The organism is Zhongshania aquimaris (assembly GCF_019312595.1).
Classification (GTDB): Bacteria; Pseudomonadota; Gammaproteobacteria; order Pseudomonadales; family Spongiibacteraceae; genus Spongiibacter; species Spongiibacter aquimaris.
Map to the genome: position 1 here is coordinate 468693 of NZ_JAHWDQ010000001.1, position 24675 is coordinate 493367.

Annotated in this window: 21 protein-coding genes; 7 read left to right on the forward strand and 14 right to left on the reverse strand. The window is 48.6% G+C overall.

Annotated elements, in window-relative coordinates; translation table 11 throughout:
* The first annotated feature begins 73 nt into the window (after positions 1-73).
* Positions 74-1678 (forward strand): L-aspartate oxidase, encoded by a 1605-nt coding sequence (gene nadB, locus KXJ70_RS02255; protein WP_219041830.1) that lies wholly within the window; start codon positions 74-76, stop codon positions 1676-1678.
* On the opposite strand, the gene KXJ70_RS19500 is transcribed toward nadB, so the two are convergent.
* Together KXJ70_RS19500 and KXJ70_RS02260 are read right to left on the reverse strand one after the other, a co-directional pair.
* A complete protein-coding gene (locus KXJ70_RS19500; RefSeq protein ID WP_369409740.1) occupies positions 1675-2127 on the reverse strand; it encodes a protein YgfX in 453 nt (150 codons plus the stop codon). The genes nadB and KXJ70_RS19500 overlap by 4 nt on opposite strands.
* Positions 2090-2350 carry an FAD assembly factor SdhE gene (locus KXJ70_RS02260; protein WP_219041831.1) on the reverse strand — a complete coding sequence of 87 codons (261 nt, stop codon included), beginning with the start codon at positions 2348-2350 and terminating at the stop codon, positions 2090-2092. Before KXJ70_RS02260 ends, KXJ70_RS19500 begins: the two co-directional genes overlap by 38 nt.
* A 142-nt stretch (positions 2351-2492) precedes the next feature.
* Between KXJ70_RS02260 and ygfZ the strand changes: the two genes are divergently transcribed.
* The gene (ygfZ, locus tag KXJ70_RS02265; RefSeq protein ID WP_219041832.1) at positions 2493-3536 is read left to right on the forward strand and encodes a CAF17-like 4Fe-4S cluster assembly/insertion protein YgfZ; all 1044 of its coding nucleotides are present in this window, start codon (positions 2493-2495) and stop codon (positions 3534-3536) included.
* A 47-nt stretch (positions 3537-3583) separates the two neighbouring features.
* On the opposite strand, the gene KXJ70_RS02270 is transcribed toward ygfZ, so the two are convergent.
* The 7 genes from KXJ70_RS02270 to KXJ70_RS02300 all read right to left on the reverse strand — a co-directional run bounded on the left by KXJ70_RS02270 (position 3584) and on the right by KXJ70_RS02300 (position 12097).
* The gene (locus tag KXJ70_RS02270) at positions 3584-4423 is read right to left on the reverse strand and encodes an SDR family NAD(P)-dependent oxidoreductase (RefSeq protein WP_219041833.1); all 840 of its coding nucleotides are present in this window, start codon (positions 4421-4423) and stop codon (positions 3584-3586) included.
* Between the two features lie 15 nt (positions 4424-4438).
* Entirely contained in the window at positions 4439-5974 is a 1536-nt protein-coding gene (locus KXJ70_RS02275) for a flavin-containing monooxygenase (protein WP_219041834.1), read from the reverse strand.
* Positions 5975-5977: 3 nt separating this feature from the next.
* Positions 5978-6979 (reverse strand): alpha/beta fold hydrolase, encoded by a 1002-nt coding sequence (locus KXJ70_RS02280; protein WP_219041835.1) that lies wholly within the window; start codon positions 6977-6979, stop codon positions 5978-5980.
* On the reverse strand, positions 6976-7833 hold the full coding sequence (locus KXJ70_RS02285; RefSeq protein ID WP_219041836.1) for a metal-dependent hydrolase: 858 nt from the start codon (positions 7831-7833) through the stop codon (positions 6976-6978). The genes KXJ70_RS02280 and KXJ70_RS02285 overlap by 4 nt, the downstream gene beginning before the upstream one ends.
* Positions 7834-7933: 100 nt before the next feature.
* Positions 7934-8887, reverse strand: coding sequence for an alpha/beta fold hydrolase (locus KXJ70_RS02290; protein ID WP_219041837.1), 954 nt, complete (start codon positions 8885-8887; stop codon positions 7934-7936).
* Positions 8888-8929: 42 nt separating this feature from the next.
* Entirely contained in the window at positions 8930-9595 is a 666-nt protein-coding gene (locus KXJ70_RS02295) for an START domain-containing protein (RefSeq protein ID WP_219041838.1), read from the reverse strand.
* Positions 9596-9688: 93 nt separating this feature from the next.
* Positions 9689-12097, reverse strand: coding sequence for a TonB-dependent receptor (locus tag KXJ70_RS02300; protein WP_255558164.1), 2409 nt, complete (start codon positions 12095-12097; stop codon positions 9689-9691).
* Between the two features lie 330 nt (positions 12098-12427).
* Between KXJ70_RS02300 and KXJ70_RS02305 the strand changes: the two genes are divergently transcribed.
* Complete coding sequence (locus tag KXJ70_RS02305; RefSeq protein ID WP_219041840.1) at positions 12428-13273, forward strand: MerR family transcriptional regulator; 846 nt, start codon at positions 12428-12430, stop codon at positions 13271-13273.
* Positions 13274-13291: 18 nt separating this feature from the next.
* Here KXJ70_RS02305 and ung read toward each other — a convergent pair whose 3' ends face one another.
* The 3 genes from ung to KXJ70_RS02320 form a co-directional block, all read right to left on the reverse strand.
* Positions 13292-13963, reverse strand: a complete 672-nt coding sequence (ung, locus tag KXJ70_RS02310) for a uracil-DNA glycosylase (protein ID WP_219041841.1) — start codon at positions 13961-13963, stop codon at positions 13292-13294.
* A gap of 63 nt (positions 13964-14026) precedes the next feature.
* Complete coding sequence (locus KXJ70_RS02315) at positions 14027-14719, reverse strand: EthD domain-containing protein (RefSeq protein WP_219041842.1); 693 nt, start codon at positions 14717-14719, stop codon at positions 14027-14029.
* Positions 14720-14746: 27 nt separating this feature from the next.
* The gene (locus tag KXJ70_RS02320) at positions 14747-15523 is read right to left on the reverse strand and encodes an SDR family oxidoreductase (protein WP_219041843.1); all 777 of its coding nucleotides are present in this window, start codon (positions 15521-15523) and stop codon (positions 14747-14749) included.
* Positions 15524-15711: 188 nt separating this feature from the next.
* Between KXJ70_RS02320 and KXJ70_RS02325 the strand changes: the two genes are divergently transcribed.
* Both KXJ70_RS02325 and KXJ70_RS02330 read left to right on the forward strand, forming a co-directional pair.
* Positions 15712-16410 (forward strand): DUF1499 domain-containing protein, encoded by a 699-nt coding sequence (locus KXJ70_RS02325; RefSeq protein WP_219041844.1) that lies wholly within the window; start codon positions 15712-15714, stop codon positions 16408-16410.
* 376 nt (positions 16411-16786) lie between these two features.
* Entirely contained in the window at positions 16787-19552 is a 2766-nt protein-coding gene (locus KXJ70_RS02330; protein WP_219041845.1) for a putative bifunctional diguanylate cyclase/phosphodiesterase, read from the forward strand.
* A 26-nt stretch (positions 19553-19578) separates the two neighbouring features.
* On the opposite strand, the gene glpK is transcribed toward KXJ70_RS02330, so the two are convergent.
* Together glpK and KXJ70_RS02340 are read right to left on the reverse strand one after the other, a co-directional pair.
* A complete protein-coding gene (gene glpK, locus KXJ70_RS02335) occupies positions 19579-21063 on the reverse strand; it encodes a glycerol kinase GlpK (RefSeq protein ID WP_219041846.1) in 1485 nt (494 codons plus the stop codon).
* 97 nt (positions 21064-21160) lie between these two features.
* Positions 21161-21910 carry an SDR family NAD(P)-dependent oxidoreductase gene (locus KXJ70_RS02340; RefSeq protein WP_219041847.1) on the reverse strand — a complete coding sequence of 250 codons (750 nt, stop codon included), beginning with the start codon at positions 21908-21910 and terminating at the stop codon, positions 21161-21163.
* Positions 21911-22240: 330 nt separating this feature from the next.
* On the opposite strand from KXJ70_RS02340, the gene KXJ70_RS02345 reads away from it, so the two are divergent.
* Positions 22241-23431, forward strand: coding sequence for an acyl-CoA dehydrogenase family protein (locus tag KXJ70_RS02345; RefSeq protein ID WP_219041848.1), 1191 nt, complete (start codon positions 22241-22243; stop codon positions 23429-23431).
* 54 nt (positions 23432-23485) lie between these two features.
* Positions 23486-24607: an acyl-CoA dehydrogenase family protein gene (locus KXJ70_RS02350; protein WP_219041849.1), complete on the forward strand. Its 1122-nt coding sequence runs from the start codon at positions 23486-23488 to the stop codon at positions 24605-24607.
* Positions 24608-24675 lie beyond the last annotated feature (68 nt).

Sequence of the window (24675 nt, forward strand, 5' to 3'; positions counted from 1 at the left end):
TCAGTATACTTTGCGCCAATTTAGATCCCGAGCGGCATATTATAGCCGCACTGCGGCAGGAGCAAATAACAAAATGACCCACTACCATTCACATGATGTTCTCGTGATAGGCAGCGGCGCCGCAGGTCTCACTTTAGCACTGCAGCTTGCCGATACCGCGCGCATTGCGGTAATAAGCAAAGGTGAGCTCAACGCCGGTTCCACCTATTGGGCCCAAGGCGGTATTGCCGCTGTGCTTCACGACGGCGACACAATCGACGCTCACGTTGCAGACACGTTAGTCGCCGGCGCCCAACTCTGCCACGAAGACAGTGTACGCTTTACCGTCAAAAACAGCAGCGACAGCATAAAATGGTTGCTATCACAGGGTGTGCAATTCAGTCGCTACGAACAAAGCAGCGAGACATTCCACCTCACTCGCGAAGGTGGCCATAGTCAACGCCGCATCATTCACGCAGCAGATGCCACCGGCCGCGAAGTGTCTGAAACCCTCACTAACCGCGCGCGTGAAAATGCCAACATTGAAATATTTACCCGTCACGTCGCAGTAGACCTAATTATCGCACAAGATCGCTGCCACGGCGCCTATGTGCTGAACAGAGACAGCGGCCACGTTGAATTGTTCCACGCAAAAGCCATAGTGTTAGCAACCGGAGGAGCGAACAAAGTCTATTTGTACACAAGCAACCCAGACGGCGCTAGCGGTGATGGCATTGCGATGGCTTGGCGGGCCGGGTGCCGCGTAGCAAATATGGAGTTTAACCAATTTCATCCCACATGCTTGTATCACCCCAAAGCAAAGTCCTTTCTTATTACTGAAGCTATTCGGGGCGAAGGTGGCAGACTTATCTCAGCAAACGGCGAGCGTTTTATGTTCCGCTACGATGAACGCGGCGAACTAGCCCCCCGCGACGTCGTTGCCAGGGCCATCGACCACGAGATGAAACGTCTAGGTAGCGATTGCGTTTATCTCGACATCAGTCACAAGTCGCCTGAGTTTTTACTTGAGCACTTCCCCACTATTAAGGCGCGCTGCCTTGAATTAGGAATCGATATCACCCGTGAACCAATACCTGTGGTTCCTGCAGCGCACTATACCTGCGGCGGCGTAATAGTGGACCAGCACGGCAAAACCGATATTCCTAGCCTGTATGCGATTGGCGAGACCTCTTTCACAGGCTTGCATGGCGCCAACCGCCTCGCTAGTAACTCTCTATTAGAATGCTTTGTCTATGGCACCTCGGCCGCGACTCATATAAGAGAACAGCTCGCGAACTTACCGGCGCCAAATATCGCACTACCCTGGGATGAATCACAGGTAACTGATTCTGATGAAGACGTCGTCATTTCCCATAACTGGGATGAGTTACGCCGTTTTATGTGGGACTACGTCGGGATTGTGCGCACAAACAAACGTCTGCAACGCGCATTAAACAGAGCCGCCCTGCTTCAGCAGGAAATAGACGAGTATTATTCCAATTATAAAGTCAGCAACGATTTACTTGAACTGCGAAACCTTGCCATGGTGGCCGAACTTATTATCCGCTCGGCGATGCAGCGCACTGAGAGCCGCGGTTTGCACTATACTCTCGACTATCCCGCCCAACTAGACAGTGCAGAAGACACTATATTGACGCCCATTAACTACAAACCAGGGGCTTATAATAGCTCGCTCTAAGAAAGACGAGCAAAATTCGCGACTTGACGCAATTTCCGGTATTGCCCTGACCTTAGCTGGTCAGGCATTACCACTATAGAGCGGGACCGCCGATAACCCTGCGCGCGAAATCTTAATAGTACGGCGAACGGCAGCACAGTTGCATCGACGCAATCCACTGGTTGAACGACGATATCACCGCTGCGAACATCGCCGCGATAAATCCGCCACCGATTTTCAGAAAAGGCAATTCGACTGACAGCCTGATCACCGAAAAAACAGGTATCGCGAAAAACGTAAAACGCCAGACTTAGGAGCAGAAGAAGCGTACCTATTGAGGCTATGAGCCACGGTAAAGCGAGCCATGCACTAATCGCTACAAGCCCATGTAGACCGATAAAATATCCACACAAGTATCGTGACGACCTAAACTTAAGATCGAGGGGTTTTGGAGAACGTATTGATGTCATCAACAATTATCGCCAGATCTCGATCTTCAGGTAGATGCCTACCTAAAAACCACTGAAACAATTCCGTGTCTTCGCACTCCAATAAACGAATAAAGCGCTGTTGATTTTCGTCATCTAGCACCCGAAAACGATGCTCAACATAGGGCACCATCACCAAGTCTAACTCCAGCATGCCACGACGGCAGGCCCAGCAAATTCGCTTGAACTCGTTTTCCGAAACCATTATTTTCCACTTCGTAACGGTAGCCTGCACATAGCGGCTACAAAAACGCGTATTATAGCGGCAATCGACTGCAATCACACCGCAACAATCTGTATCCTGCGGAACGAGCCTCGAAATACCAACCGTTTAGCCTTGAGACACTATGAATACATTTTGGGAATTTTTAGCAGCACAGTATCCAGCAAGCAGCATCTCAAGCAAGGGATACTGGCGAGTTACATCCAAACCAAGCAAGGCCGAAAACGACTGCCATATTACCGCGCTTAGTCAATATGGCTTCCTTGCCGTAGAGGGGCCAGATAGCAGTAAATTTCTGCAGGGCCAAACCACCTGTGACTGGCGAAAAATTGATATTGAAAACGCCTCCCTCGGCAGCTATTGCAATATCAAGGGCCGAATGGTCATTAGTTTCATAGCTGGGATGCGCAACAGCGAAGCTGCACTGCTTAGACTACGCAGTGACACTGCGGACACTGGCTGCGCGACACTGGCAAAATATATCGTGTTTTCAAAAGCAAAAATTCGCAACGCGACAAACGAATATATTGCCATCGGAATTAGCGGTAAGTGCGCTCGCGAACAGCTACAACAATATTTTGGCTTCGCACCAACGGCAATGATGAGACAAGCCACCGACGGCGATACCACACTCGTTCAGCTGGACTCAGACGGCGAGCAATTTGAATGCTGGACCCCAGCAGCATCAGCGAATGTAATATGGACAACACTTAGCGAAAATGCCTGTGCGATCGACTCCTGCGAGTGGGAAGCACTTAACATTGCCGCAGGTATCGGCGAGATTTGTGCCGACACGCAAGATATGTTCATTCCACAAATGTTGAACCACCAACTCATAGGTGGCGTTAGCTTTAATAAGGGATGCTACACAGGGCAAGAAATCGTCGCTCGAATGCAATATCGCGCCAAACTCAAGCGGCGCCTATATAGAGGGCGCCTAAGCCCCTCTGCCAATGCAGCGAACTACAAACCCGGTACTGATTTGTTCAGTGGCGACGAACCACAGAGTATTGGCAATTTGGTCTCGGTGGTAACACGGGGAAGTGACGTAGAGTTATTAGCTGTACTCACCGACGAAGCGGCTGCTACAAACCAAGTTCATTTTGCTGGGGAAGCTACCGCGTTAGAAATACTAGCGTTGCCGTACAGCGTACCCACTGCTGACTAACATTATTGGCGCAAAAAATTCTGCGCCAATAATGAACTCCCACACCCTTAGATTCGCTTCAATACCAAACGTGTTCCCACATTCATTAATGGCACTAGTAAACGATCATAGCTCGCGGGGAACAAACGCTGAATAATATCTAGCAATCGCGCATCGCTGCCAATTAATACTCGCACCTTAGATTTGCGCATACCACGCATGATGACCGCCGCTGCTTTCTCTGGCGTCGTCGCCGCAATACTATTAAAAATTTCGGCTGTTTTAGCCACATCAGCTGCATTGCCGGTAATCGAGTTAAGATGTCGGCCATTATTTGCGATATTGGTTTTTATGCCCCCCGGATGCACTGTCACGACCTTCACCGCAGTGTCACGCATGTCTTGGCGCAGGGATTCTGAATAACCTCTCACCGCAAATTTCGCGGCATTATAGGAAGATTGTGAGGGAACCGAAAGCAAACCGAACAAAGACGATATATTCACCACACATGCTTCGGGACGATCAAGCAATTCAGGCAAAAACGCCTCTACGCCATTAATAACGCCCCAGTAATTCACGCCAAACAACCACTCCATTTGCTCGCGCGGCTGCTCCGCTGCGTGGCAGCTTAACGCCACACCGGCATTATTGATAATACCGTCAACCACTCCAAAATGGCTTTTCACAGCCTTTGCCCAAGCCTTCACAGCGGCATTATCGCTAACATCTAATTTTGATAGCAGTAGCTCAGACTCGCCACCATACTCTCGAAGTGCCTGTAAATTCCCCTCGACAATATCGGAAGCGGCAACACGAGCACCTGCGGCTCGCAAACCAATCACTAGAGCTCGACCAATTCCAGATCCCGCGCCCGTTACGGCGATGACTTTATTGTTAAAATTTTTCACCACACACCTCTAAATTTAAGCCGTCGTCACTGCATTTCGATCTGGCGCTGCAACTTCACTTGAGGCAGTTATACATTCATACTCTGACACCGAAAAATGACGCGTCGTTAAGCGGTACTGCCAAGAAAAACTGGGCCACAAGGTGGTGTTTTTGCCGTCTTTGGTTAGATACCAACTATTACAGCCAGAAGTCCAAGTGGTACCTTTAAATCGCTCCTGGATATCAGCATTAAACTCCCGCTGCACCATTGGTTTAAGATCTAAATACGTATTCTGATTTCTTCTCAGCGTCTTCAAGTATTTCAAAATGTAATTGATCTGCGATTCTATATAGAAAATAACTGAGGTATTTCCCGGTCCAGTGTTCGGGCCCATCACATAAAGCATATTCGGATAGCCCGATACGGCGACGCCTTTATACGCTTCGCTACCAATTGCCCAATCCTTTTCAAGCAGTCTCCCACCAACCCCTCGAATGGGGACCGGCGCACCCGAGACTGGCACTTTAAATCCAGTTGCAAATACAATGGCATCCACTTCGTGACGTTTTCCATCACTAGTGCATATCGCCGTTTCATCAATTTTATCGATGCCCTCAACGCAGACATTGACGTTGCGCTTTGCCAGTGCAGGATAATAGTCATCCGACAATAAAACGCGCTTACAGCCCATGGCATAATTAGGAGACAATTTTTCTCGCAAGACCGGATCGCTTATCACTTTTCCTAAGTAACGACGCCCCATCGCCTCGCCAAAGCGAGTGAGAAAACTGTCCCACATAAACGCCGGCACCAAGCTTTCCATAAACAGATACTGAAGATTGCGCACCATGCGCTGAACGATTGGCCAGCGTCTATACAAGCGCTGCCGAGCTGGCGTAACGGGCTTGTCGGACTTTGGCATGACCCACGGCGGCGTGCGCTGAAATACATGTAGATCACTAACCACGCTTTGAATGGACGGTATAACCTGAATTGCACTGGCGCCGGTACCAATCACAGCGACCCGCTTGCCATCTAAACTGTATTCCCGATCCCACTCCGCGGTGTGCATCACTTTGCCGCCGAAGCTATCGACCCCTTTAATTTCGGGATACTGCGGAACATTTAAGGCGCCAATTGCCATCACGACGGAGCGTGCTCGGCGCTTATTGCCATCGGCAAATGTTAATTTCCATGTTCCGCTGGCTTCGCAAAAAGTCATATCACTTAAGGAAGTATTAAATTTTATTTTTTCGCGTAACTTATATTTATCGGCACAATGTCGCAGATACCTGTATATCTCCTGTTGCGGGCCGAAAGTTCTGCCCCAGTCAGGCTTAGGTTCAAACGAAAAAGAATACAAGTGCGAAGGCACATCACAGGCCGCGCCAGGGTAGACATTATCTCGCCACACACCACCGACATCCCCTGCCCGTTCGTAAATAGCAAAGTCATTCAGACCCTGTTGCTGCATACGAATAGCGACACCCAATCCGCCGAAGCCAGCGCCAATAATAGCGACTTCATCAATACTGTCGTTACGCTTGGTATTATTTTTATGTTCCGTCATTGTCTATATCACTCTCGTTCCAGCACACCAGAAATCACTTAGCACTCTGGCTGTTAAGGCCGGCTCTTCTATCATGGGTAAGTGCCCAACGGCGGGTAAGATCATCGCCTTTGCATCAGAAATTTGGTCGCAAAACTGATCGGCACAGCTCACATCCAAGACCTGATCAGAATCCCCCCACAGCACTAATGTTGGGGCGGTAATCTTGTTCAAGTTCAAAAATGTATCTTTTAAAGAGTCGACTAAGTGCGAAAAAATAAAATCATTTACGCGCTTGCGATGACTCATCGCTCCCGCGAGAAAAAAGCTTAAAATCATGCCAATGAAACGTTGACGCCGGTGTAAGGCAATGGCAAAAACCAGCCATGTATCGCGCGGCGACGACGGAGCGAGGTAGTTCTTACCCGCCGCTAAACCGCTTTCCAACTGACTAAGATGCTTTCCGGGCACGCCAGCCGAATTCATTAAGCAAAGCGTTTCGACAAGCTGCGGATGTCTCGCCGCTAGCTGCGCCGCAATTGCGCCGCCCATCGAGCTACCGGCGAAATGCGCTTTCTCTATCCCCAAGCCTTTCAGCCATGACGCAACCCGGTCCGCCTGGGCCGCCATTCGGTAATCCGCATCGGGGTGAAAATCACTATCACCAAAACCCGCCAAGTCCGGTACTAATAAGTAACAGTCTTTGCGCAGCCTTGCCGCCAAATAGCTCCAGTTCTCTTTGCTAGAACCAAAACCATGTAGCAAAACAACCACGCGACCCGCACTATTTCCGCCTGCCCAATAACATATATTGTGGTCGTCAACCTTGGCCACACGGCGCTTTAAGCCCGCCTGCAGGCTCATTAAGGGTTGCAGACGCTGCCACAAACTCCCGCTAGGCTGCCACCTAGCGAGTGCCGCTTTATCAATATCGGCCAATGGCGTTGCCAAATACCGATCTCGCATTGCGTCCAGCTCGGTCAAAATCGCAGCATTTTCAGCTACGATTCCATTTACCGCATTCATGCAGCAGCGCCAACGGCTGAATCGCCATACGCCGTCACTTCATCAACTAGCGAGTCGACTTCCGCCAAGTACTGGGCATTGTCATGATCCCAAGGATGGAATCCTGGTTTAAAGTAATCCAACCAGTCAGGAATCGTTCTGCGCAGCATTCCTGGCGATCCCCACAAGAAATTCATCACCTTAATCCAACCCATCACGTTGAAAAGCTGACCTTCACGTCTCACCAAGCCAATATGGAATGGAATAACCATTAGCCAGAAAATACTCGTCGCAGTAATCAACGCGAAACAGCGATGTAAATAGCCAATCAATCCGCCACCCAAAACCTCCTGATATACGTCATAGGCAACCGCTTTGTGCTCGGTTTCTTCAAGTGCGTGCCACTTCCACAATGCACCATAGCGGGGCTCTGCGCCCTCCAAGCTGCGAGGCTCACTCAGCACCATATTGGCTAAAATCGCCGTTAAGTGCTCTAAGGCAATCGTCCCTGCTAACTGGGCAGACTTAGGTGAAAATCGAGTAAGGAACTTCAAAAGGCGAACAACAATACGGCCGTAACGATCAGCCGGCATACCTTTTTCGACCAAGGCATCGTTGTATTCTTCATGCTCGCGGCCGTGCATTGCCTCTTGGCCAATAAACCCGCGTACAGACTCTTTTAATTCGGGATCATGAATCCGATCGCGATAGTGGCGTACGCTATCAATGAAAAAGCGCTCACCATCTGGAAAGAAAATCGACAAGGCATTAAAGAAGTGAGTAATGTGCGCACCGCCGGCGTGCCAATCGCCAATGCGGTCTTTTGGCAAATGAAACTCAAGATTACGGCGTACCGGTTGAACTATCGTTTTCATAAAGCATCTCCTTATGAATCATTTTATTATGTAACACCAGGTGATGTAACATTAATCTTGACATCAATTAATGTCAAGTACAATCGAATGAATATTTACCCTAAGTTCTTGCAACGGCTGAATCGGCCTGAAACGCCCCGTCAGCTATGAAATCCGCCACAAGGCGCGCCAACTCCTTAGGCCTGCTTAGCGGCAACCAATGTCCACCCTCGATGTGTCGAATACAGAGATTTGGCGCCCACTGCGACATTCCGTCGTATAAATTTTTGCCAAGAAAGCGATCATTCATTGGAATAACAAGTTGTACCGGCACAACACTGCTGCGCCGCCGCGGCGCGCGAAAACGAGGAAGGCAATTCGCCCTGTAAAGCTCAATCCCATTGATCCCGTCACGCTTGCGCTGAGCGCTTGTCACTAGGGCGTGCTCATCAATATTTACACCTTCCACAAAGCGCATTAATCGACGCCAATTTCGACCCAGAGCAACCCGCCAAAGCATGGGTGCCAACAAGGGAAAATGAAAAAACCAGATATACCAGGAGCGAAAAATTTGATGAATAACTAATTTAGTACTGCCACTCTCGCCCCAACACTGGCGAAACCAATAGCCAACATGATCCAGACAGGGACCGGAGATAGAGGTATACGATAAGATTTTGTGCTGGGAGTTCGGTGAGCATACAGACTCCCAACTTTGCACAGAGCCCCAGTCATGACCGACAAGATGAAACTGGGGACGACTACAAAACTGTGCAGTAACCGCTGCTAAATCCGCTTGCAATAACGCGAGTGAATAGCCATTGCGATTGGAAGGCGCCGACGAAAGCCCGGCCCCCCGCACGTCGTACCTAATAATATAAAAGTCATCTACCAGGTAATCTACCAACAGGTCCCAAACAGAGTTGTTATCTGGGTAGCCATGTACCAACACTATATTGGGCTTACTCGACTGCCCCTGACAATAAACTGCTATGCGCACGTCACCGGAGTAACAAAATTGCGGGGCTGGCCGCCTTGCATCTATCCGAGCTGCATCAGAGCCAGCAACATCCATTTTTATCTCTCGCCGAATGTTTGAATCAGGGGACTTCGGGTCTTAGAAGGGATTAAAGTTTGCGTATTCCGGCAACACAACTCGATTGCGCATTGCCTTTAGTGTTTCAAATGGATTATCTACTATCATGGCATTTACCAGGCCTGAGGGCAGCGCGCCAACCGGGTTCAAATGCAATTGAAACACTACCTTGGTCTGTGCATCACTTAGTGGCGTCAACTCAAAAAAGCCCTCTACTTCCTCTACCCTTACAGCATCCGATTTCTTAGGTAGGGCCGCTTTAGCTGACTCTGGTAGCGCCTGCACATCCACACCTGTCAGCTTCACTAGAGTAATTCGGCTAACTGGATCTTGAGATATTTCATTGCGTAGAATCATGTCTCGATCCGCCGCCGGCCAGGGAAAATCATTCTGCAAATACTGATAGCGATCCAATAAACTCGCCTTGTATAAAAGTTTTGGATTTTTACAATTAAACATCCAGTGAACAAAACCATTGGTGTCATCCAGCAAGGCCATCACTTGGTTCAACTCGGCATTAATAATGGCTTCACCACGAAACTCTTTATAATTAGAACCCTCAACAGCCCGCGTATAAACTTGGATTCCGTCCTTGTCTTTTTCTAGCTGCCACTCGCCTGCACAAAGCGAGACACTCACCAACAGCATGGCAATTAACGCGAGGCACTTATTCCCTAACGTTTTCATCTTGCATCTCCAGCATTCAAATCAATCGCATGCCTAAGCATCGTCATCACAAGTTACCACCAACAAGCTGTTAAGCTTTTGGCGGAAATCAGGCTACATCCGGTACGTGAATTGCATCGCTATAGAGCGTGGCGGCTCAACGAATGCAGTGTGGCTGGTGGCACCAAATATGGTTTTCGATAAGGGGGTATCAGCGGCATACACCACAACCACTTTATCCGTTAAGTTCTTCCCCACCAGCGCCAACTCCCACTGTTTATCGATCGGACCTATGCCAATACGGCCATTCACCTTAACAAATCCATCTTGCTCGACACGTTCATCAAGATTAGAAGATGGGTTGTAATTATCTGTGAATACAAAATCTAAGCCCATACCAATACCCATGGTTGGGCTAATTGGACGAACATAGCCAATTAAGAAAGTACCTGACCAGTCAGCGACATACTGATTGCTCTGACCGGTGTAATCGCAGTACAAACCATCATCAGATGTTGGCACCTGATCCTGCTTACACTGGCCATTCTCAAAGTCAGTGAATTCAAAATCTAAAATCGCAAGGGCGCCGCCCAAGCTGAAGTAATCGGTAATCTGCCAGCGCCCATCCATTTCTATGCCCATGGTGATAGCTTCTTTGGCGTTGCCGACGTTAAATCCTAATGTGCCATCAAAAAGACTAATCTGAAGATCGTTATACTGGGTGTAGAAAGCGGCGATGTTAAATTCAGCTGCGCCGTCCAACAAACCGGTTTTCAGGCCTAGTTCAAGACTGGTCGCCTCCTCCTCTTCATACTCAAAGGTACCAATCAGAACCTGCTGATTTGAGATCGCAGCATTCGGATTCCGCGGCGTAGGATCGGCACTAGGTGACATATTTGACCGCGCATCAAAGCCACCGGCTTTAACACCCTTAGTGGCAGTGAAGTAGGCCATACCCTCATCTGAGTAATCCCACTGAACATTCAACAAAGGAGAAAAGGACTTTTCGGTACGCTTGCCCTTCAAGTCGTGACGCTCAGCCGAGAACGTAATAGCCGCTACCGTATCCACTTCACCGATGGGCAATACATTGCCCTCTAAATCAGCAAATTCCAACTTGCGACTACCGGTTTTCTGCTCTAAGGTTCCGCGCCCGCCTAGGGTCAAACGAAGACTGTCGCCAAGATGGAAAGTTGTTTGCAAAAATGCAGAGAAAATATTCGACGTACTCAAGAATTGTCGAGGAGCTGTAATATCGGCCACAGCATTACCGGCATCACCAATACCGGCTATCTCCTCAGGACCACCACCAAGCTGCAGTGGGTCGATATCACCTCGAGCACCACCTTCTGTTAAGTCTGCTGCATTCAGTAACTGCACAACTGTCGCCGAGTCTTGAATTAATTTGTCACGAAAATCAAGTTCGTTGCGCTGCATATACAGACCACCGATATATTCTACATCTTGATCTGCCGGCGAAACCCAACGAAATTCCTGACTGTATTGAGTGTAATCTTCACCCAAAGCCAACTTAAACAATTCAGCAGCAGTTGCATCACAGTCACAAAGGTCACTGTACGTGTAATGTAAATAACCTGTGATTGCCGTGAACTCATGACCACTATCAGTGACTCTAGTAATATTTGTCGTTAAATTAATAGTGTCATTATTGCTGAAATCGCCATTTGAGGTGCGTTTAAAATCTTGAAAGTTATTCAGCACAGAGTCGTCGATATTTACGTTAACGACACCAGGAAATTGTGTGTTATTTAGTATTTCGGCTTCTGTCTTACCTGTAAAAAGAAACACATCTGAAGTCGATGGTTCATCGTTAACAATTTCGGCTTGGCGACCCAAGCTATCAAACTTGCCAGTTTCAATTTTCGCTAGCAACGTTGTCCTATCATCTATCTCCCAAGCTGCTTTTAAACGAAAAGTCGCCTGATCATATTGAGGTTCATCACGGTCCAAAAATAAATTTTCGACAAAGCCGCCGTATTCGCGCACACGAGCAGAAAAGCGCAGGCCCAAAGTATCCGTGACAGGACCAGACAGCATAACATCGGCAACTTTCTCGTCGTACTTCGGTTCATATAAAGTCGAGAACAAGGCTTCGAAATAATCTGAGGGATTTGCTGTGATAAGATTTACCGCACCGGCAATACTGTTTTTACCATGGAGAATATTCTGCGGCCCACGCAATACTTCCACCCGCGCCAAATCCAAAAACGGCGCCCGAGCCAATTGGGCACGACCATAGTAAATACCGTCGACATACATCCCCACCGACTGCTCAAACCCCTGATTCATCCCAGTACCGATACCACGAATAAATATGTCCGTACTAATCCCACTCTCGGTCACCGTGAGGTTAGGCACGTAGGCTTGTAAATCTTCCATGCGATTAATACCAGCTTCCATCATTTTCTCGCCGCCAATGGCGCTGACAGAAACCGGAACATCTTGGAGACTCTGGGTTCTGTGTTGAGCAGTAACTACCACCTCCTCTAACATTGCAGCCATTGCCCCCGATGAGGCAAAAGAAAGTAGAAAGAGGAAATTCGAAACGGATGCTTTAGGACTAACCATAATTCAAGACCTACAATTGCTTTATTGTTATACTACACGCCACTATGTGACATCAGATGATGAGACATTAATCGCAGCAAGGCTGTATGTCAAGAAATATGTTGACGATGACACCATTGATTCATTTTCATTTACAGCCACAGGAAGCAAATCAAGCACCGCGCCACGAATTCAGAACAAGTATTCGTGGAAATAGCCGAGTAGAACCAGTCTTCTATTACTGGCTGCACTTAATAAGAGAGGGCGCGACGCGCAGTGAAGAGCATGAAATTCCCAGAAGAAACAATCAGCAACATGGCACAGCTACTCCCGCAAACGAATTTAGCCAACGACACAGCGAACACCGAACACCAACGCAACTACTCGGTTGAAGAACTGGCCATCGCCGCCAACACCACCGTTAGGAATATTCGCGCCTATCAAGATCGTGGCGTTCTTCCCCCCCCAGCCTTACAGGGGCGAAAAGGGATCTATAACAACGTCCATCTGTCCCGACTGCGCCTGATTGCCAACTTACTTGACCGCGGCTACACCCTTTCGAGCATCAAAGAGTTAATTTCTGCGCTGGAAGAAGGTGTTGGTCTTAGCGAAGTCTTAGGTATTGAATCAGCACTGAACTCGCCGTGGACAAACGAGGCGCCGACAACAATTGCCATGACCGAACTGGTTAAAATGTTCGGGACAAAACTAACCCCATCGGCGGTAAAAACGGCTCATGATTTAGGTTTGTTCAGTATTTCAGGCACTCAATTGAGGGTCTCAAGTATGAATACTCTGAAGGTGTCTGAAGAATTATGTGCGACCGGCATTCCGTTAGATGAGCTACTCGATATATTGCGAATGATGCGTGGCAACGTTCAACGGGTCGCCAATGAATTCGTGAAACTGGTTTCGCGACATGTATTAGAGCCTTACGCGGAACAGAAATTACCGCCGCCAGAAGAGCTACCCAAAATTGCGGAACTCATTTGGAAGCTGCGACCGCTAGCCGAAAAAGTGGTAGATGCAGAACTAGGCAGGGCGATGGAGATCGCCGCAAGTCAATTCTTAGCGGACACCTTAGAATCGATTATGGACGACCTGCCAAAAGACTCGCCTTACAAGCCCTAGGGTCCGCCGCGCGCTGGCCTAAAGCCGCCAATCTAGCGGCGATTGGCCACGCGCTTGCAGATATGCATTTGCTTTAGAGAAATGACCACAACCCAAAAAACCGCGATGCGCTGACAGAGGTGATGGGTGAGGCGCCTCTAAAACCAAATGGCGCTGTCGATCGATTGACGCACCCTTCTTTTGCGCATGGCTTCCCCAGAGTAAAAACACCACACCTTCTCGACCGGCATTTAATCGCTGAATTATCACGTCGGAAAATTTCTCCCAACCCCGCCCTTGATGTGAGCCGGCAGCGCCATCCTCTACTGTCAACACGCTATTGAGCAGCAATACTCCGCGCTCGGCCCACGGCTGCAAGCAACCATGCTTAGGGATATCAATGCCCAAGTCAGCATGCAACTCTTTATAAATATTTCGCAAAGACGGAGGAATTTTTACCTCTGGTGGCACCGAAAAACTAAGGCCATGCGCTTGGCCAAAACCGTGATAGGGGTCCTGCCCTAGTATCACTACTTTTACGTCATTAAAAGGTGTGTAATCCAGGGCAGAAAACCATTGCTCTAAGGGAGGATAAACCGCTGCGGATGAAGCTTTACGGCTTTCTATATATTGAAGCAAGTCTTGAAAATACGGCTGACTAAGCTGTTCGCCAATCTCGACCCTCCACGAGGGTTCTAACATTAATGCCATAACACCGGCCTGTAATTATCGATAGGAAATCGAAATGCATTCCAAGCCAAGTTTAACAAACTTTCAGTAGACGTACTCGCTCGTTGGCACCACATCAATTTCATCAAAATCGATAAAATTAACACAGCTATCTATCATCCGCTTCATATTGTCTTGTTGCTTTTGACTGTTTCCCTCAGCGTTGTAAAACACCTCTGGATTCGTCATCGCCAATGCGGGAAAACACTCCTCGACTATCGCGTGATAACACCCGACATCTTTTCCTGCGACGTCACTGACAATATTCTGCACATAGCGAAAGGTTGACTGGGTTTCTAAAGCCACTGTGGTATGTGTATTTTGCCAATAATCCAGCCACGCTTGATATTCCAACCGTCGCGGGCAACGCAGCAACGCTATTTGACTAAACCCTGGCGTTCGCTGTCCCGCTTCTGTTTGGTGCTGGGTATTTGGCAGACGTTCAATTTCATTGACATGGTAGCGACTAAACTGTGCGCAAAATGCCTGCACCTGTTTATCAATAGTCGCGCCACTAACCGTGTCGTCCAAGTAGACACTGCACATGGCATCAAAGGCTGCAGCGGAATTTTCCATGCGCAACTCCGCAGCTGCTTCGACATCACTATCGACGATATTAAGCTGAATCCTGCACACTCCCTTGGTTTCCCTTAAACGGGGAACCAATTCCCTGTGTAGGGCATCTGCAAATCGTTCTTCTGCAGTTTCAAACCACAGCAAATAAATAAGCTTCCGCATTACCACTCCGTGCTGTACCTATTTCGGTTAGATACCGATTGGCGGCGTCGCCGTAGATGCATTATCAATCAGCATTTCCGCAGCGTTTATAAAGCGCGACTCATCTGATGCCAAGTAAAGCACTAATGACGCAATATCTTCAGGTTCACACATCGGATTTGCTTCGGTAGACAAAGATTCAATTTCTTCCCTGCTCGCCGTTTCTTGACCGGTAGCCACTTTAAACACCATTGGCGTTTTCACACCATCCGGGTGAATAGAATTACAGCGGATGCCGTTGCGCTTCTCCCGGCAATATAGCGCTACCGACTTGGTCAACGCCATAACCGCGCCCTTACTCGCGCTGTATGCTGCAACAAAAGACATACCGTGCATCGCGGCTACCGACGACATATTTATAATGGAACCGCCGTTTCCCGCGGCTTCCATCGCGGGAATTGCGGTCTTACAACCCAAAAATACCCCTTCACTATTGACTGCATTAACCCGTCTATAATCTTCCAGGCTACACTCAACCACATTCCCCAGCGCCATCATGCCAGCATTATTGACCAGCACATCTAAACGACCGAAACGCTCAACGGCGGTACTAACCACATGCTGCCAATCAGATTCGCTGGTCACATTGTGCTTAATAAAAATCGCGCGCTCACCAATCTGCGCCGCCACCGCCTGACCGTCTTTTTCATTCAAATCGGTAAGCACAACAAATGCGCCCTGCTCAGCCAGCATCACCGCATCGGCCTTACCCATACCGCTAGCGGCGCCCGTAATAATACATACCTTACCTTCAACGCGGCCCATACCTTACCTCAACATTGTTATTGGTTTCTAAATTTGCGTGACGTGTTTGTCATAGCAAGCACCTGTATTCATTATCGCAACAAAAGTTACAGGATTCTAACCGCAAGTAAATCACGCATTTGATCAAAAAAAAAGCGCAGAGTAATTACCCTTTGGTAAGATTAGTCAGACATCGACTTGGAGCCACTATGAATATCCCCTCACTGACCAATAAAATCGCGATAACCTCATTATTACTATTAGCTCTAGGCGCAGCTGGCGTTCGATTCCATTGGTATACCTTTCAAATTGGTTTACTGATGTTTAGCCTTGCCGCCTTGCTAGGTTTTATCAGTATTTGTGCCTCCGCGCTCTTTACTCGACGCACGTCAGATCCAATCGGCCGACGCCAACTCAGCCAAGCTGCCATCATCGCGCTGCCAGCCATCATTTTTTTTAGCCTCAGCCTATTTCGCGGCGCCGGCGCACCACTCATCCACGATATTACGACAGATACTGAAAACCCGCCGCAATTCATAGCAGCCAAGCAAAACCGTCTGCCAAGTGATAATAGCCTGAACTATCAGACGAGCAACTCATCGCTTCAAAAGCAAGCTTATCCGGACGTGCAAACAATCCCTAGCGTACTGTCAATTGATGAGGCACAAGGAAAGGCGATCACCATTGCCAAAGAACTAGGCTGGGACATCAACTACCAAGAACATGGACATATAGAAGCTAGCGTCAGAAGTTTTTGGTTCGGCTTTACTGATGATATTGTAATTCGTATAGCGCAAACGCCTAGCGGATCGATCATAGATCTTCGTTCATCCTCCCGAGTGGGCAAAGGTGATCTTGGCGAAAATGCCAAACGGATTCGACAATTTACCGAGCTCTACCTAAAGTAAGCTAGCGAATAGATAGCTCACAAAAATAAGGCGGCAGGTGCTCGACAACAGGACTATACTTCGCTGGAAGTTTACGTTTACCCTGTTCAGCTATGTCTTACCATTAATGCAAACTAAGCATAGACAACATTCAGAATAACAGTTGTATATGGGGGGACTGGCGATTCAGATGTCAAACGCTCAGGCTAGCCTAGTGGCAAAACTAACTGCTGGTAGATATAGCAAAATAGGATAGATCTCAAATGACAGCAGCAGTAGGTGGGTTCTTATTCTGAAAAACAATACATCAAAGCCAACATCGAGCCGAAGCCAAAAAAATGGCAAAGGTAGCGGTAAATACCTTGGTCTGCAGCGGAAATTAAGTAGCGTCCTATTTTTGGCAATTGCCTTAGTCATGGGTGCACGCGGCTACTACACATATGTACAAACCAGTGCCGACCACCACGAAGCTATCAACGACGATTTATTGCAACTTGAGAACACCCTCTTATCATTGCAGCGTCACGCCAATGACGAGCTGTTCCGCGTGGCATACAGCCAAATTATTCCAGATATACGAAACCTTGAAAACTCAGGCCTAGACGGCCAAACCACTTCCCACGAAGCGCATGCGCTATCACTGTCTGGCATTGATTCAATTAACTACCTCACGATTGATGGACAGCTCATTTCAAGCTCTCGCCAAGCTTCATCCATGTTAGAACTAAGCCATACCCAAATTCAGCGTGCGCTTAAAGCTATAGCGAACAACAAACACCCATTCGCCACCTTAGATTGCAATTCTCAGTGTTATCAACAGGTGTTCGTCCCCAGCGCAGATCACAATGGTATAAACTTTATTATTAATATAAATCGCCCCGTGAAAATTTTGATAGACGATTTTTGGGATATTACTGGCTCAGAATTGGCCATAGTCGGGATTGAGAATAGTCACGGCAGCCTACGAAACCAGCTAACGATGCTAGCCAATCGCTCTTCCAATACCAGTGAACTTTTGCAAAAATTCGCTAAAAATATTGATCGCGGAGATCTGGTGCGCCGCAATTATATCGGCCACAAGGAAAAACACAGCGCACGCTTTTTTCCTCTCCCGCCAAGTGCTTCGGGGCAATTTTATGTCGCCATAATAAAAGATAATGCTCAGGTTCACGGACATGAACTTAAAACAGTAAAAGAAATATTTTTAAGCTCTCTAATAACCCTTGCCTTAATCATGCTACTCATCGCGGTAATTCTAAGGCCGTCCCTAAACCGGCTACTAGGGCTGGCCAAAATACTGCCACTACTACCTCAAGGTCGATTTGACGACGCCCGACAATCACTTAACAAACTTGAGTCGAACTCTCGCTGGGGCGACGAGATCGATATCCTTGCGACCACTTTTGAGAAAGTGATTACCTCGCTAGATAGCATGGATCAGATAGTAAACGACCACAGGAACGAACTCGCTTCAAAAATTGACGCCCTGACCGAGGCTAAGGTATTCAATGAAACCTTACTAGACAGCTCCCCCCTCGCCATTATTATCCACGACGCCGAGGGCCAAATTCGCAATATCAACAAATTGGGGCGCCAACTCTGCGGCTTAAGTGAACAAACACCACCCGATGCCAATATCAATAGTTGGGTAAAGAACGATCGTCAATCAACGAGTCTCACCAAGTCATTGCACCCTATTTTGAATTCTGAGGGCAAAAAAACCCAAGGTGAGACGTCATTTTTTACCAGCGACGGCAGGAAACTTGATTTTCTATGGACTCACAGCAGCCTGTTTATAAGCGGTGAACTCAGCATATTGTCTCTTGGCATAGATATCACCGAACGTCGTGAAGCAAGCGAAAGTTTGCGCTGGCTGGGGCAGCATGACCGAGTAACCGGCTTGCTAAATCGCAACAGTTTTACCGAGGATGCGAATAACTACATCAGTCGATATCAAAAAGTGATGTTAATCGAACTTCTGATGATCGATATCGACGACTTCGCCATTTTTAATGACCGTCATGGCTTTGAGGCGGGCGACAAACTACTCAACGATCTTGCAGCTCATCTCCACCAGTCGCTGCCGCAGGACACCCTGCTATCAAGAACCGGTTCAGGTGAGTTTTGTGCATTGATTCACCATGAACTAGACACTCAACTTAGCGCCAGAGACCTGTGCCTAGACCATCTTATGAGTTACACATTTAAGTATGGTGACGACGAAGAGCAAATAAGCTTATCTGGCGTTATTGATTCGTTTAATGAAAATCTGAGTGGGATCGACGAACTCATTTCAAACACGACATCAACAATGTTGAGAGTCAAAAACAAATTCCGCGGTCATTTATTCTATGCCGATGGCGAGGACGACGACAGCAGTCGCTCCTCTCGGCACAAAAAATACCAGATGAAGGAACAATTGCTATCCGCATTAAATGACAATCGTTTAGTGCTATTTTACCAACCGATTTTGGACCTAAACACCAACACGATTAGTCACTGTGAATGCTTAGTCCGCTTACTCGACAACGAAGGTCAATTTATCGCGCCGGCAAAATTCCTTGGCATTGCCTCTGAATCAGGGCTGCTTCCCAAGCTCGATTATTCGGTAATTGAAAAAGCAATGCGCCAGCAATATCTTTGGGAGGAGTCCGGAATCACTACCGGCTTAAGTATTAACATTACCGCGCCGACCTTAGAGCAAGCTGATTTCAAAGAGCGTATCGAAGAACTGATTCATTTAACGGGCGCTAATCCACACCGACTTATTTTTGAAATTGTCGAAACCGATGCCATTTCAAACTTACATGTTACCCACGATTTACTAAACCACTTTAAAGACATCGGCGCCAAAATCGCCTTTGACGATTTTGGCATAGGCTTCACCTCTTTTGAGTACGTTCGCGATCTGCCCGTTGATTATATTAAAATCGACCAGTCTTTTATTCGTTTTATCCACGAGCGGGAGCAAGATCAGGTTCTCGTTAAATCCATGGTCGAAATGAGCCACAGCCTCGGTAAAAAAGTGATCGTCGAGGGCGTCGAGAACAAAGCGGCCCTCAAAATAGTGAAAGATATGGGTGTTGAGTATGTTCAGGGATACTACGTGTGCCGCCCCATGCCAATAAGCGCGCTAGATCTGTCGCTACACTTACGTCACTAGGGTGGCGTACACCGGCCCTGACCTGCTCAGTGCGTGCTACGTACCCTGGACACGGCATTCTTCCAACCGGTATACCGCCGGGCTCGGTCCACTTCATTCATCGCAGGATCAAAGCCGCTTTCGCAGCGCCACAATGCCCCAATTTCGTCTAGAGACTGGTAAACACCAAGCTGCAATCCTGCTAAGTATGCGGCACCAAGTGCCGTGGTTTCGGTAACCTGAGGGCGTTCGCAGCGACAATCCAAGGTATCAGCCAAGCGCTGCACAACCCAGTTATTCGCAACCATGCCGCCATCAACGCGCAAAGTCGTAAAATCAGCACCATCGCCACGCATAGCTTCTAGTAAATCTCGGGTTTGATAACAGACCGATTCCAATGTCGCCCTTGCGATATGGGCGATACCGGTATCACGGGTAATACCCAGAATAGCGCCGCGAGCGTCGGGATCCCAATACGGCGCGCCTAATCCGGTAAAAGCCGGCACCATATACACGCCGTTGGAGCTCTCAACACTTTCCGCAAGAGGCTGGGTTTCCGCCGCCGACCCGATTAATTGTAAACCGTCGCGCAACCATTGCACCGCCGCACCAGCAACAAAAATACTGCCCTCTAGGGCGTAGCACACTTCACCACGGATACGATACGCAACCGTTGTGAGTAATCTGTGCTCGGAACGCAATGCCACTGTTCCCGTATTCAAGACCACAAAGCAGCCTGTTCCATAAGTGCTTTTCGCCATACCGGGCTCAAAACATGCCTGACCAACGGTCGCGGCTTGCTGGTCGCCAATGAGAGCGCAAATGGGAATATCTGCGCCAAACCACTGACTGTCACAGCGGCCATAATCATCACAGCTATCTTTTACTTCCGGCAACATGGATTCAGGGATATTGAATAATGCCAGCAGATCGGCATCCCATTGCTGGCTATGAATATTAAACAACAGCGTCCTGGAGGCATTAGTCGCATCAGTGGCGTGTTCAGCGCCGCCAGTAAGCCGCCAAAGTAAAAAACTATCCACGGTTCCAAAAGCGAGTTCACCGGCTAGTGCGCGCGCTCTCACGCCACTGACATTATCTAAAATCCAGCCAACTTTACTGCCAGAGAAATACGGGTCTAGGAGTAATCCACTGCGCTGCGAGACAATGCTCTCAACGCCCTGTCCCTTAAGCTCTGCGCACCGAGCGGCCGTCCTTCTATCTTGCCAAACAATCGCCGGATACACCGCTTCACCGGTTTTTCGGTCCCAAACAATCGTGGTTTCTCGCTGATTAGTAATCCCGATACCAGCGATATCCGCAGCGCTAATGCCAGCCGCCGAAATCGCTTTGCGACAACTATTTAATGTGGTTTCCCAAATTTCTTCTGGGTCGTGTTCAACCCAAGCATCTTGAGGGTAATACTGGGTAAACTCCTGTTGACCAACACCGCAAATTTCGCCACTTTGATTAAACACGATGGCACGCGAACTCGTGGTGCCCTGATCAATAGCCAGAATAAAATTATCCATTCGCCCTCCCCTCCTTCAAGTCATCATCGCGCTATGATGGCAGAGACAAAGGGCGGCGACCAGAAGCTAAGCCGCCTGTGGCATCAAGAATCTAGGTTTAAGCGAGAATTCCACCGTCAACACGAATATGTTCACCCGTAATATGGCAGCCGTCTTCAGACGCAAGCATGGCAATAACACCCGCCACCACCTCAGGCCCTTTTGCACCCGTTAGCGACGTGATTCGCGTTAACAAATCAAAATCTGCGTCGGCGGGAAAGGTCACACCCTGTGCCATATTGGTATTAATATCGCCGGGGCAAACACAGTTAGCTCTTACACCACGCTTAGCGTATTCCACCGCAATGCTGCGTGTCATCGACAACACCCCGCCTTTGCTGGCGGCGTAAGCCACGCCCCAAGGCAAGCCTTGCAGCGATGCGGTAGACGCCGCATTGACGATATTACCCTTGGTTTTTAGCAACTCCGGCAGCACTGCTTTGCACAGCAAAAACGTGCCAGTAAGGTTAACAGCAATGACCTGCTCCCACACCGACAAATCTAACTCGTGACAGTTAGAAAATCGCAAAATACCAGCCATGTTCACCACCGCATCAAGCCGCCCGAATTCATTGACGCAAGCTTCAACACAACGCTCTGCGGCGCCGGCTTCACTGATATCAAAACGGTGGGCTACGGCGCGTCCGCCAAGCGAGGAAATGTCATCAACCAAGCTTAGTAAATCGGCCTCATTGATATCTGTACACCATACACTAGCGCCCTCAGCGGCAACTCTCAATGCGCTCGCCCGACCTATCCCAGCCCCTGCACCCGTGACCATGACTACTTTGTTTTCAAATCGATTCATTTTTTTACCTTTTATTATTGTTACGTCACCACCATTCCCAGCGGCACAAACCGGTCGTAACATGGCAGACAATTGCCTCTGTCGTCTACCCTTACCACATCACATGAATGATAAGTTCAAAAATACATACCAGCCAGCCACACCAAGTAAGGTCCATACCATTCAACAACTGACCGCTTTTGATAGTCTGTATGACGTGTTTCGTCCTTGTCTTTAAAGCCCCGTCGGCTAAGCTAATCTCACATTTATTGCAGACAAAATTAGCCGAAAACAGTCGCATTGGCGACTGCTAGGTTCTGCGCGTCAACCCACTATGTTAAGGAGACCGACGTGAGCGATCTCGATCAATTCCGCCAAACTGTTAGCGCTTGGCTGGAAGAAAACTGCCCACCTTCACAGCGCACTCCCATCACGCGTGAAGAACAAGTTTGGGCAGGCAAAAACAAAGCATTCCCAAGCAGCGATGCCAAGCTGTGGTTTGAGCGCATGCGCGACAAAGGCTGGACTGTGCCCGAATGGCCACTAGAACTAGGTGGCGGCGGCCTAGACGAGCGCCAAGCTAAAATACTAAAAGATGAAATGAAGCGATTGGGATGCAGAACGCCGCTATTCGACCTGGGCATTTGGATGCTAGGTCCCGCCGTGCTGGAGTTCGGCAACGATCAACAAAAGCAGCAGCATATTCCCGCAATTGCACGGGGCGATGTTCGCTGGTGTCAGGGCTATTCGGAACCCGGCGCGGGTTCCGACTTGGCCAGCCTGCAAACTCGCGCAGAAGACAAAGGCGATCACTTTTTAGTAAACGGTACAAAAATCTGGACCACCAATGCCGACAAAGCAGACTGGATTTTCTGCTTGGTACGCACCGACCCCAACGCTAAAAAACAAGAAGGTATCAGTTTTTTATTGATCGATATGGACGACCCCGGCGTGTCTACCACGCCCATTGAACTCATCAGTGGCGAGTCAGAGTTCTGCCAGACGTTCTTTGACAATGTCAAAGTGCCCAAGACAAACCTGGTTGGCGAACTCAATAAGGGCTGGTCGGTTGCTAAAGCCCTGTTAAAACACGAACGCAAGCTCATGGCAGAAATTGGTGGCGATACCCCCGGACCAAGTTTCAGCCCAGTGCAAGCTGCCCTTGAATACGTGGGGGTGGATGATAACGGCAAACTAAAAGATGTCGGCCTGCGCGATCAGTTGGTCAGGCACGAAATGGCTTTTCGCGCTATTGGTCTCACCCATTTCCGCAGCTTTGAAGAGCGCATGAACGGCGTAGCCGACAACAATGTGCCCTTGATTATGAAATACGTGGGCACTGAAGAGAGCAAACGTAAGGAAGAAGTGCTGATGGCGGTACTCGGACACCGCGCTTTAGGCTGGAACGACAGCGAGTTTAACGACGATGAACTCCTAACCAACCGCGGCTGGCTATTTTCTAAAGCACTCTCAATCGCGGGTGGTACCTCTGAGGTGCAGCTCAATATTATTGCAAAACGTGTGCTCGGCTTACCAGATTAACGCTGACCCAATACTGCCCACACATTGACACCGCGAACAAACCGGAGAGCAAATATGACACTGGTATTAAACGAAGAGCAGCGATTACTCAAAGATACCGCAAAAGATTTTTTGAATCGCATTATGCCGGTATCGGCACTGCGTCAATTGCGAGACCAAAAAGATTCACTAGGCTATAAGCGCGAACACTGGCAACAAATGACTGATCTTGGCTGGGCGAGCATGGTGCTGCCCGAAGCCTACGATGGCCTGGACTTTGGTTACTTAGGTTTGGGCGCCGTTATTGAAGAGAGCGGCCGCACCCTTGCCGCTTCGCCCCTGTTTTCAACCGTTGTTCTCTGCTCAACTATTCTTATCGATGGTGGCGATGAAGAGCAAAAGTCTGCCCTGCTTCCACGCATTGCCGCTGGCGAGCTCAGCCTCGCACTGGCATTGGAAGAAAAGCCACACCACCAACCAAATGCGTTCACAACGACCGCGACGACCGGTGACGGTGGCTATGTCATTAATGGTAAAAAACTCTTTGTTCTCGATGGCCATAGCGCTGACCAACTTATTGTGGCCACAAGTCTTGCGTCAGGAGTAGGTCTCTTCATTATCGATGCGAATACCCCTGGTATTGTACGTCGTCGCCACCATCTAATTGATAGTCGCAACGCCGCAAGTATTGAGTTCAATCAAGTAAAGGTCAGCCAGTCAGCCCTTATTAGCAGTCCAGAGCAGGGGCAAGATATTCTGAATAAGGCTTTGGACTATGGTCGTATTTGCCTCGCCGCAGAAATGCTGGGCTCGGCAACTGAATGCTTTGAACGCACCGTTGCATATCTAAAAGAACGAGATCAATTCGGCGTAAAAATTGGCAGCTTCCAAGCCCTGCAGCACCGCGCTGCGAAAATGTATATCGAATTAGAACTTTCAAAATCTGTGGTGTTGGATGCGCTATCAGCCATAGATGATAAACGCGCAGACCTGCCCCAGCTGGCGAGTCTTGCCAAAGCGCGGCTAAACGATGTATTTGAATTGGTAAGCAATGAAGCCGTACAAATGCACGGTGGCATTGGCGTCACTGATGAGCTCGATATTGGCTTTTTTCTAAAGCGCTCGCGGGTCGCAAGCCAAATACTTGGCAATAGCAGTTTTCATCGCGATAGATATGCAAGCTTGTGTGGATACTGATTAGCTAATTTTACACTGCGTAAAGACCTTGTTTGTACGTTGAATTAAAGCCATCAAGGTCTTTGCAA

Bases quoted from the DNA above. Each gene is read 5' to 3' on its own strand.
- ygfZ (WP_219041832.1), top strand. From the start codon at position 2,493: ATGAATACATTTTGGGAATTTTTAGCAGCACAGTATCCAGCAAGCAGC.
- KXJ70_RS19500 (WP_369409740.1), bottom strand. From the start codon at position 2,127: ATGACATCAATACGTTCTCCAAAACCCCTCGATCTTAAGTTTAGGTCG.
- KXJ70_RS02305 (WP_219041840.1), top strand. From the start codon at position 12,428: ATGAAATTCCCAGAAGAAACAATCAGCAACATGGCACAGCTACTCCCG.
- KXJ70_RS02280 (WP_219041835.1), bottom strand. From the start codon at position 6,979: ATGAATGCGGTAAATGGAATCGTAGCTGAAAATGCTGCGATTTTGACC.
- KXJ70_RS02350 (WP_219041849.1), top strand. From the start codon at position 23,486: ATGACACTGGTATTAAACGAAGAGCAGCGATTACTCAAAGATACCGCA.
- KXJ70_RS02340 (WP_219041847.1), bottom strand. From the start codon at position 21,910: ATGAATCGATTTGAAAACAAAGTAGTCATGGTCACGGGTGCAGGGGCT.
- KXJ70_RS02315 (WP_219041842.1), bottom strand. From the start codon at position 14,719: ATGCGGAAGCTTATTTATTTGCTGTGGTTTGAAACTGCAGAAGAACGA.
- KXJ70_RS02325 (WP_219041844.1), top strand. From the start codon at position 15,712: ATGAATATCCCCTCACTGACCAATAAAATCGCGATAACCTCATTATTA.
- ung (WP_219041841.1), bottom strand. From the start codon at position 13,963: ATGGCATTAATGTTAGAACCCTCGTGGAGGGTCGAGATTGGCGAACAG.
- KXJ70_RS02275 (WP_219041834.1), bottom strand. From the start codon at position 5,974: ATGACGGAACATAAAAATAATACCAAGCGTAACGACAGTATTGATGAA.
- nadB (WP_219041830.1), top strand. From the start codon at position 74: ATGACCCACTACCATTCACATGATGTTCTCGTGATAGGCAGCGGCGCC.
- KXJ70_RS02295 (WP_219041838.1), bottom strand. From the start codon at position 9,595: ATGAAAACGTTAGGGAATAAGTGCCTCGCGTTAATTGCCATGCTGTTG.
- KXJ70_RS02290 (WP_219041837.1), bottom strand. From the start codon at position 8,887: ATGGATGTTGCTGGCTCTGATGCAGCTCGGATAGATGCAAGGCGGCCA.
- KXJ70_RS02300 (WP_255558164.1), bottom strand. From the start codon at position 12,097: ATGGCTGCAATGTTAGAGGAGGTGGTAGTTACTGCTCAACACAGAACC.
- KXJ70_RS02260 (WP_219041831.1), bottom strand. From the start codon at position 2,350: ATGGTTTCGGAAAACGAGTTCAAGCGAATTTGCTGGGCCTGCCGTCGT.
- KXJ70_RS02320 (WP_219041843.1), bottom strand. From the start codon at position 15,523: ATGGGCCGCGTTGAAGGTAAGGTATGTATTATTACGGGCGCCGCTAGC.
- glpK (WP_219041846.1), bottom strand. From the start codon at position 21,063: ATGGATAATTTTATTCTGGCTATTGATCAGGGCACCACGAGTTCGCGT.
- KXJ70_RS02285 (WP_219041836.1), bottom strand. From the start codon at position 7,833: ATGAAAACGATAGTTCAACCGGTACGCCGTAATCTTGAGTTTCATTTG.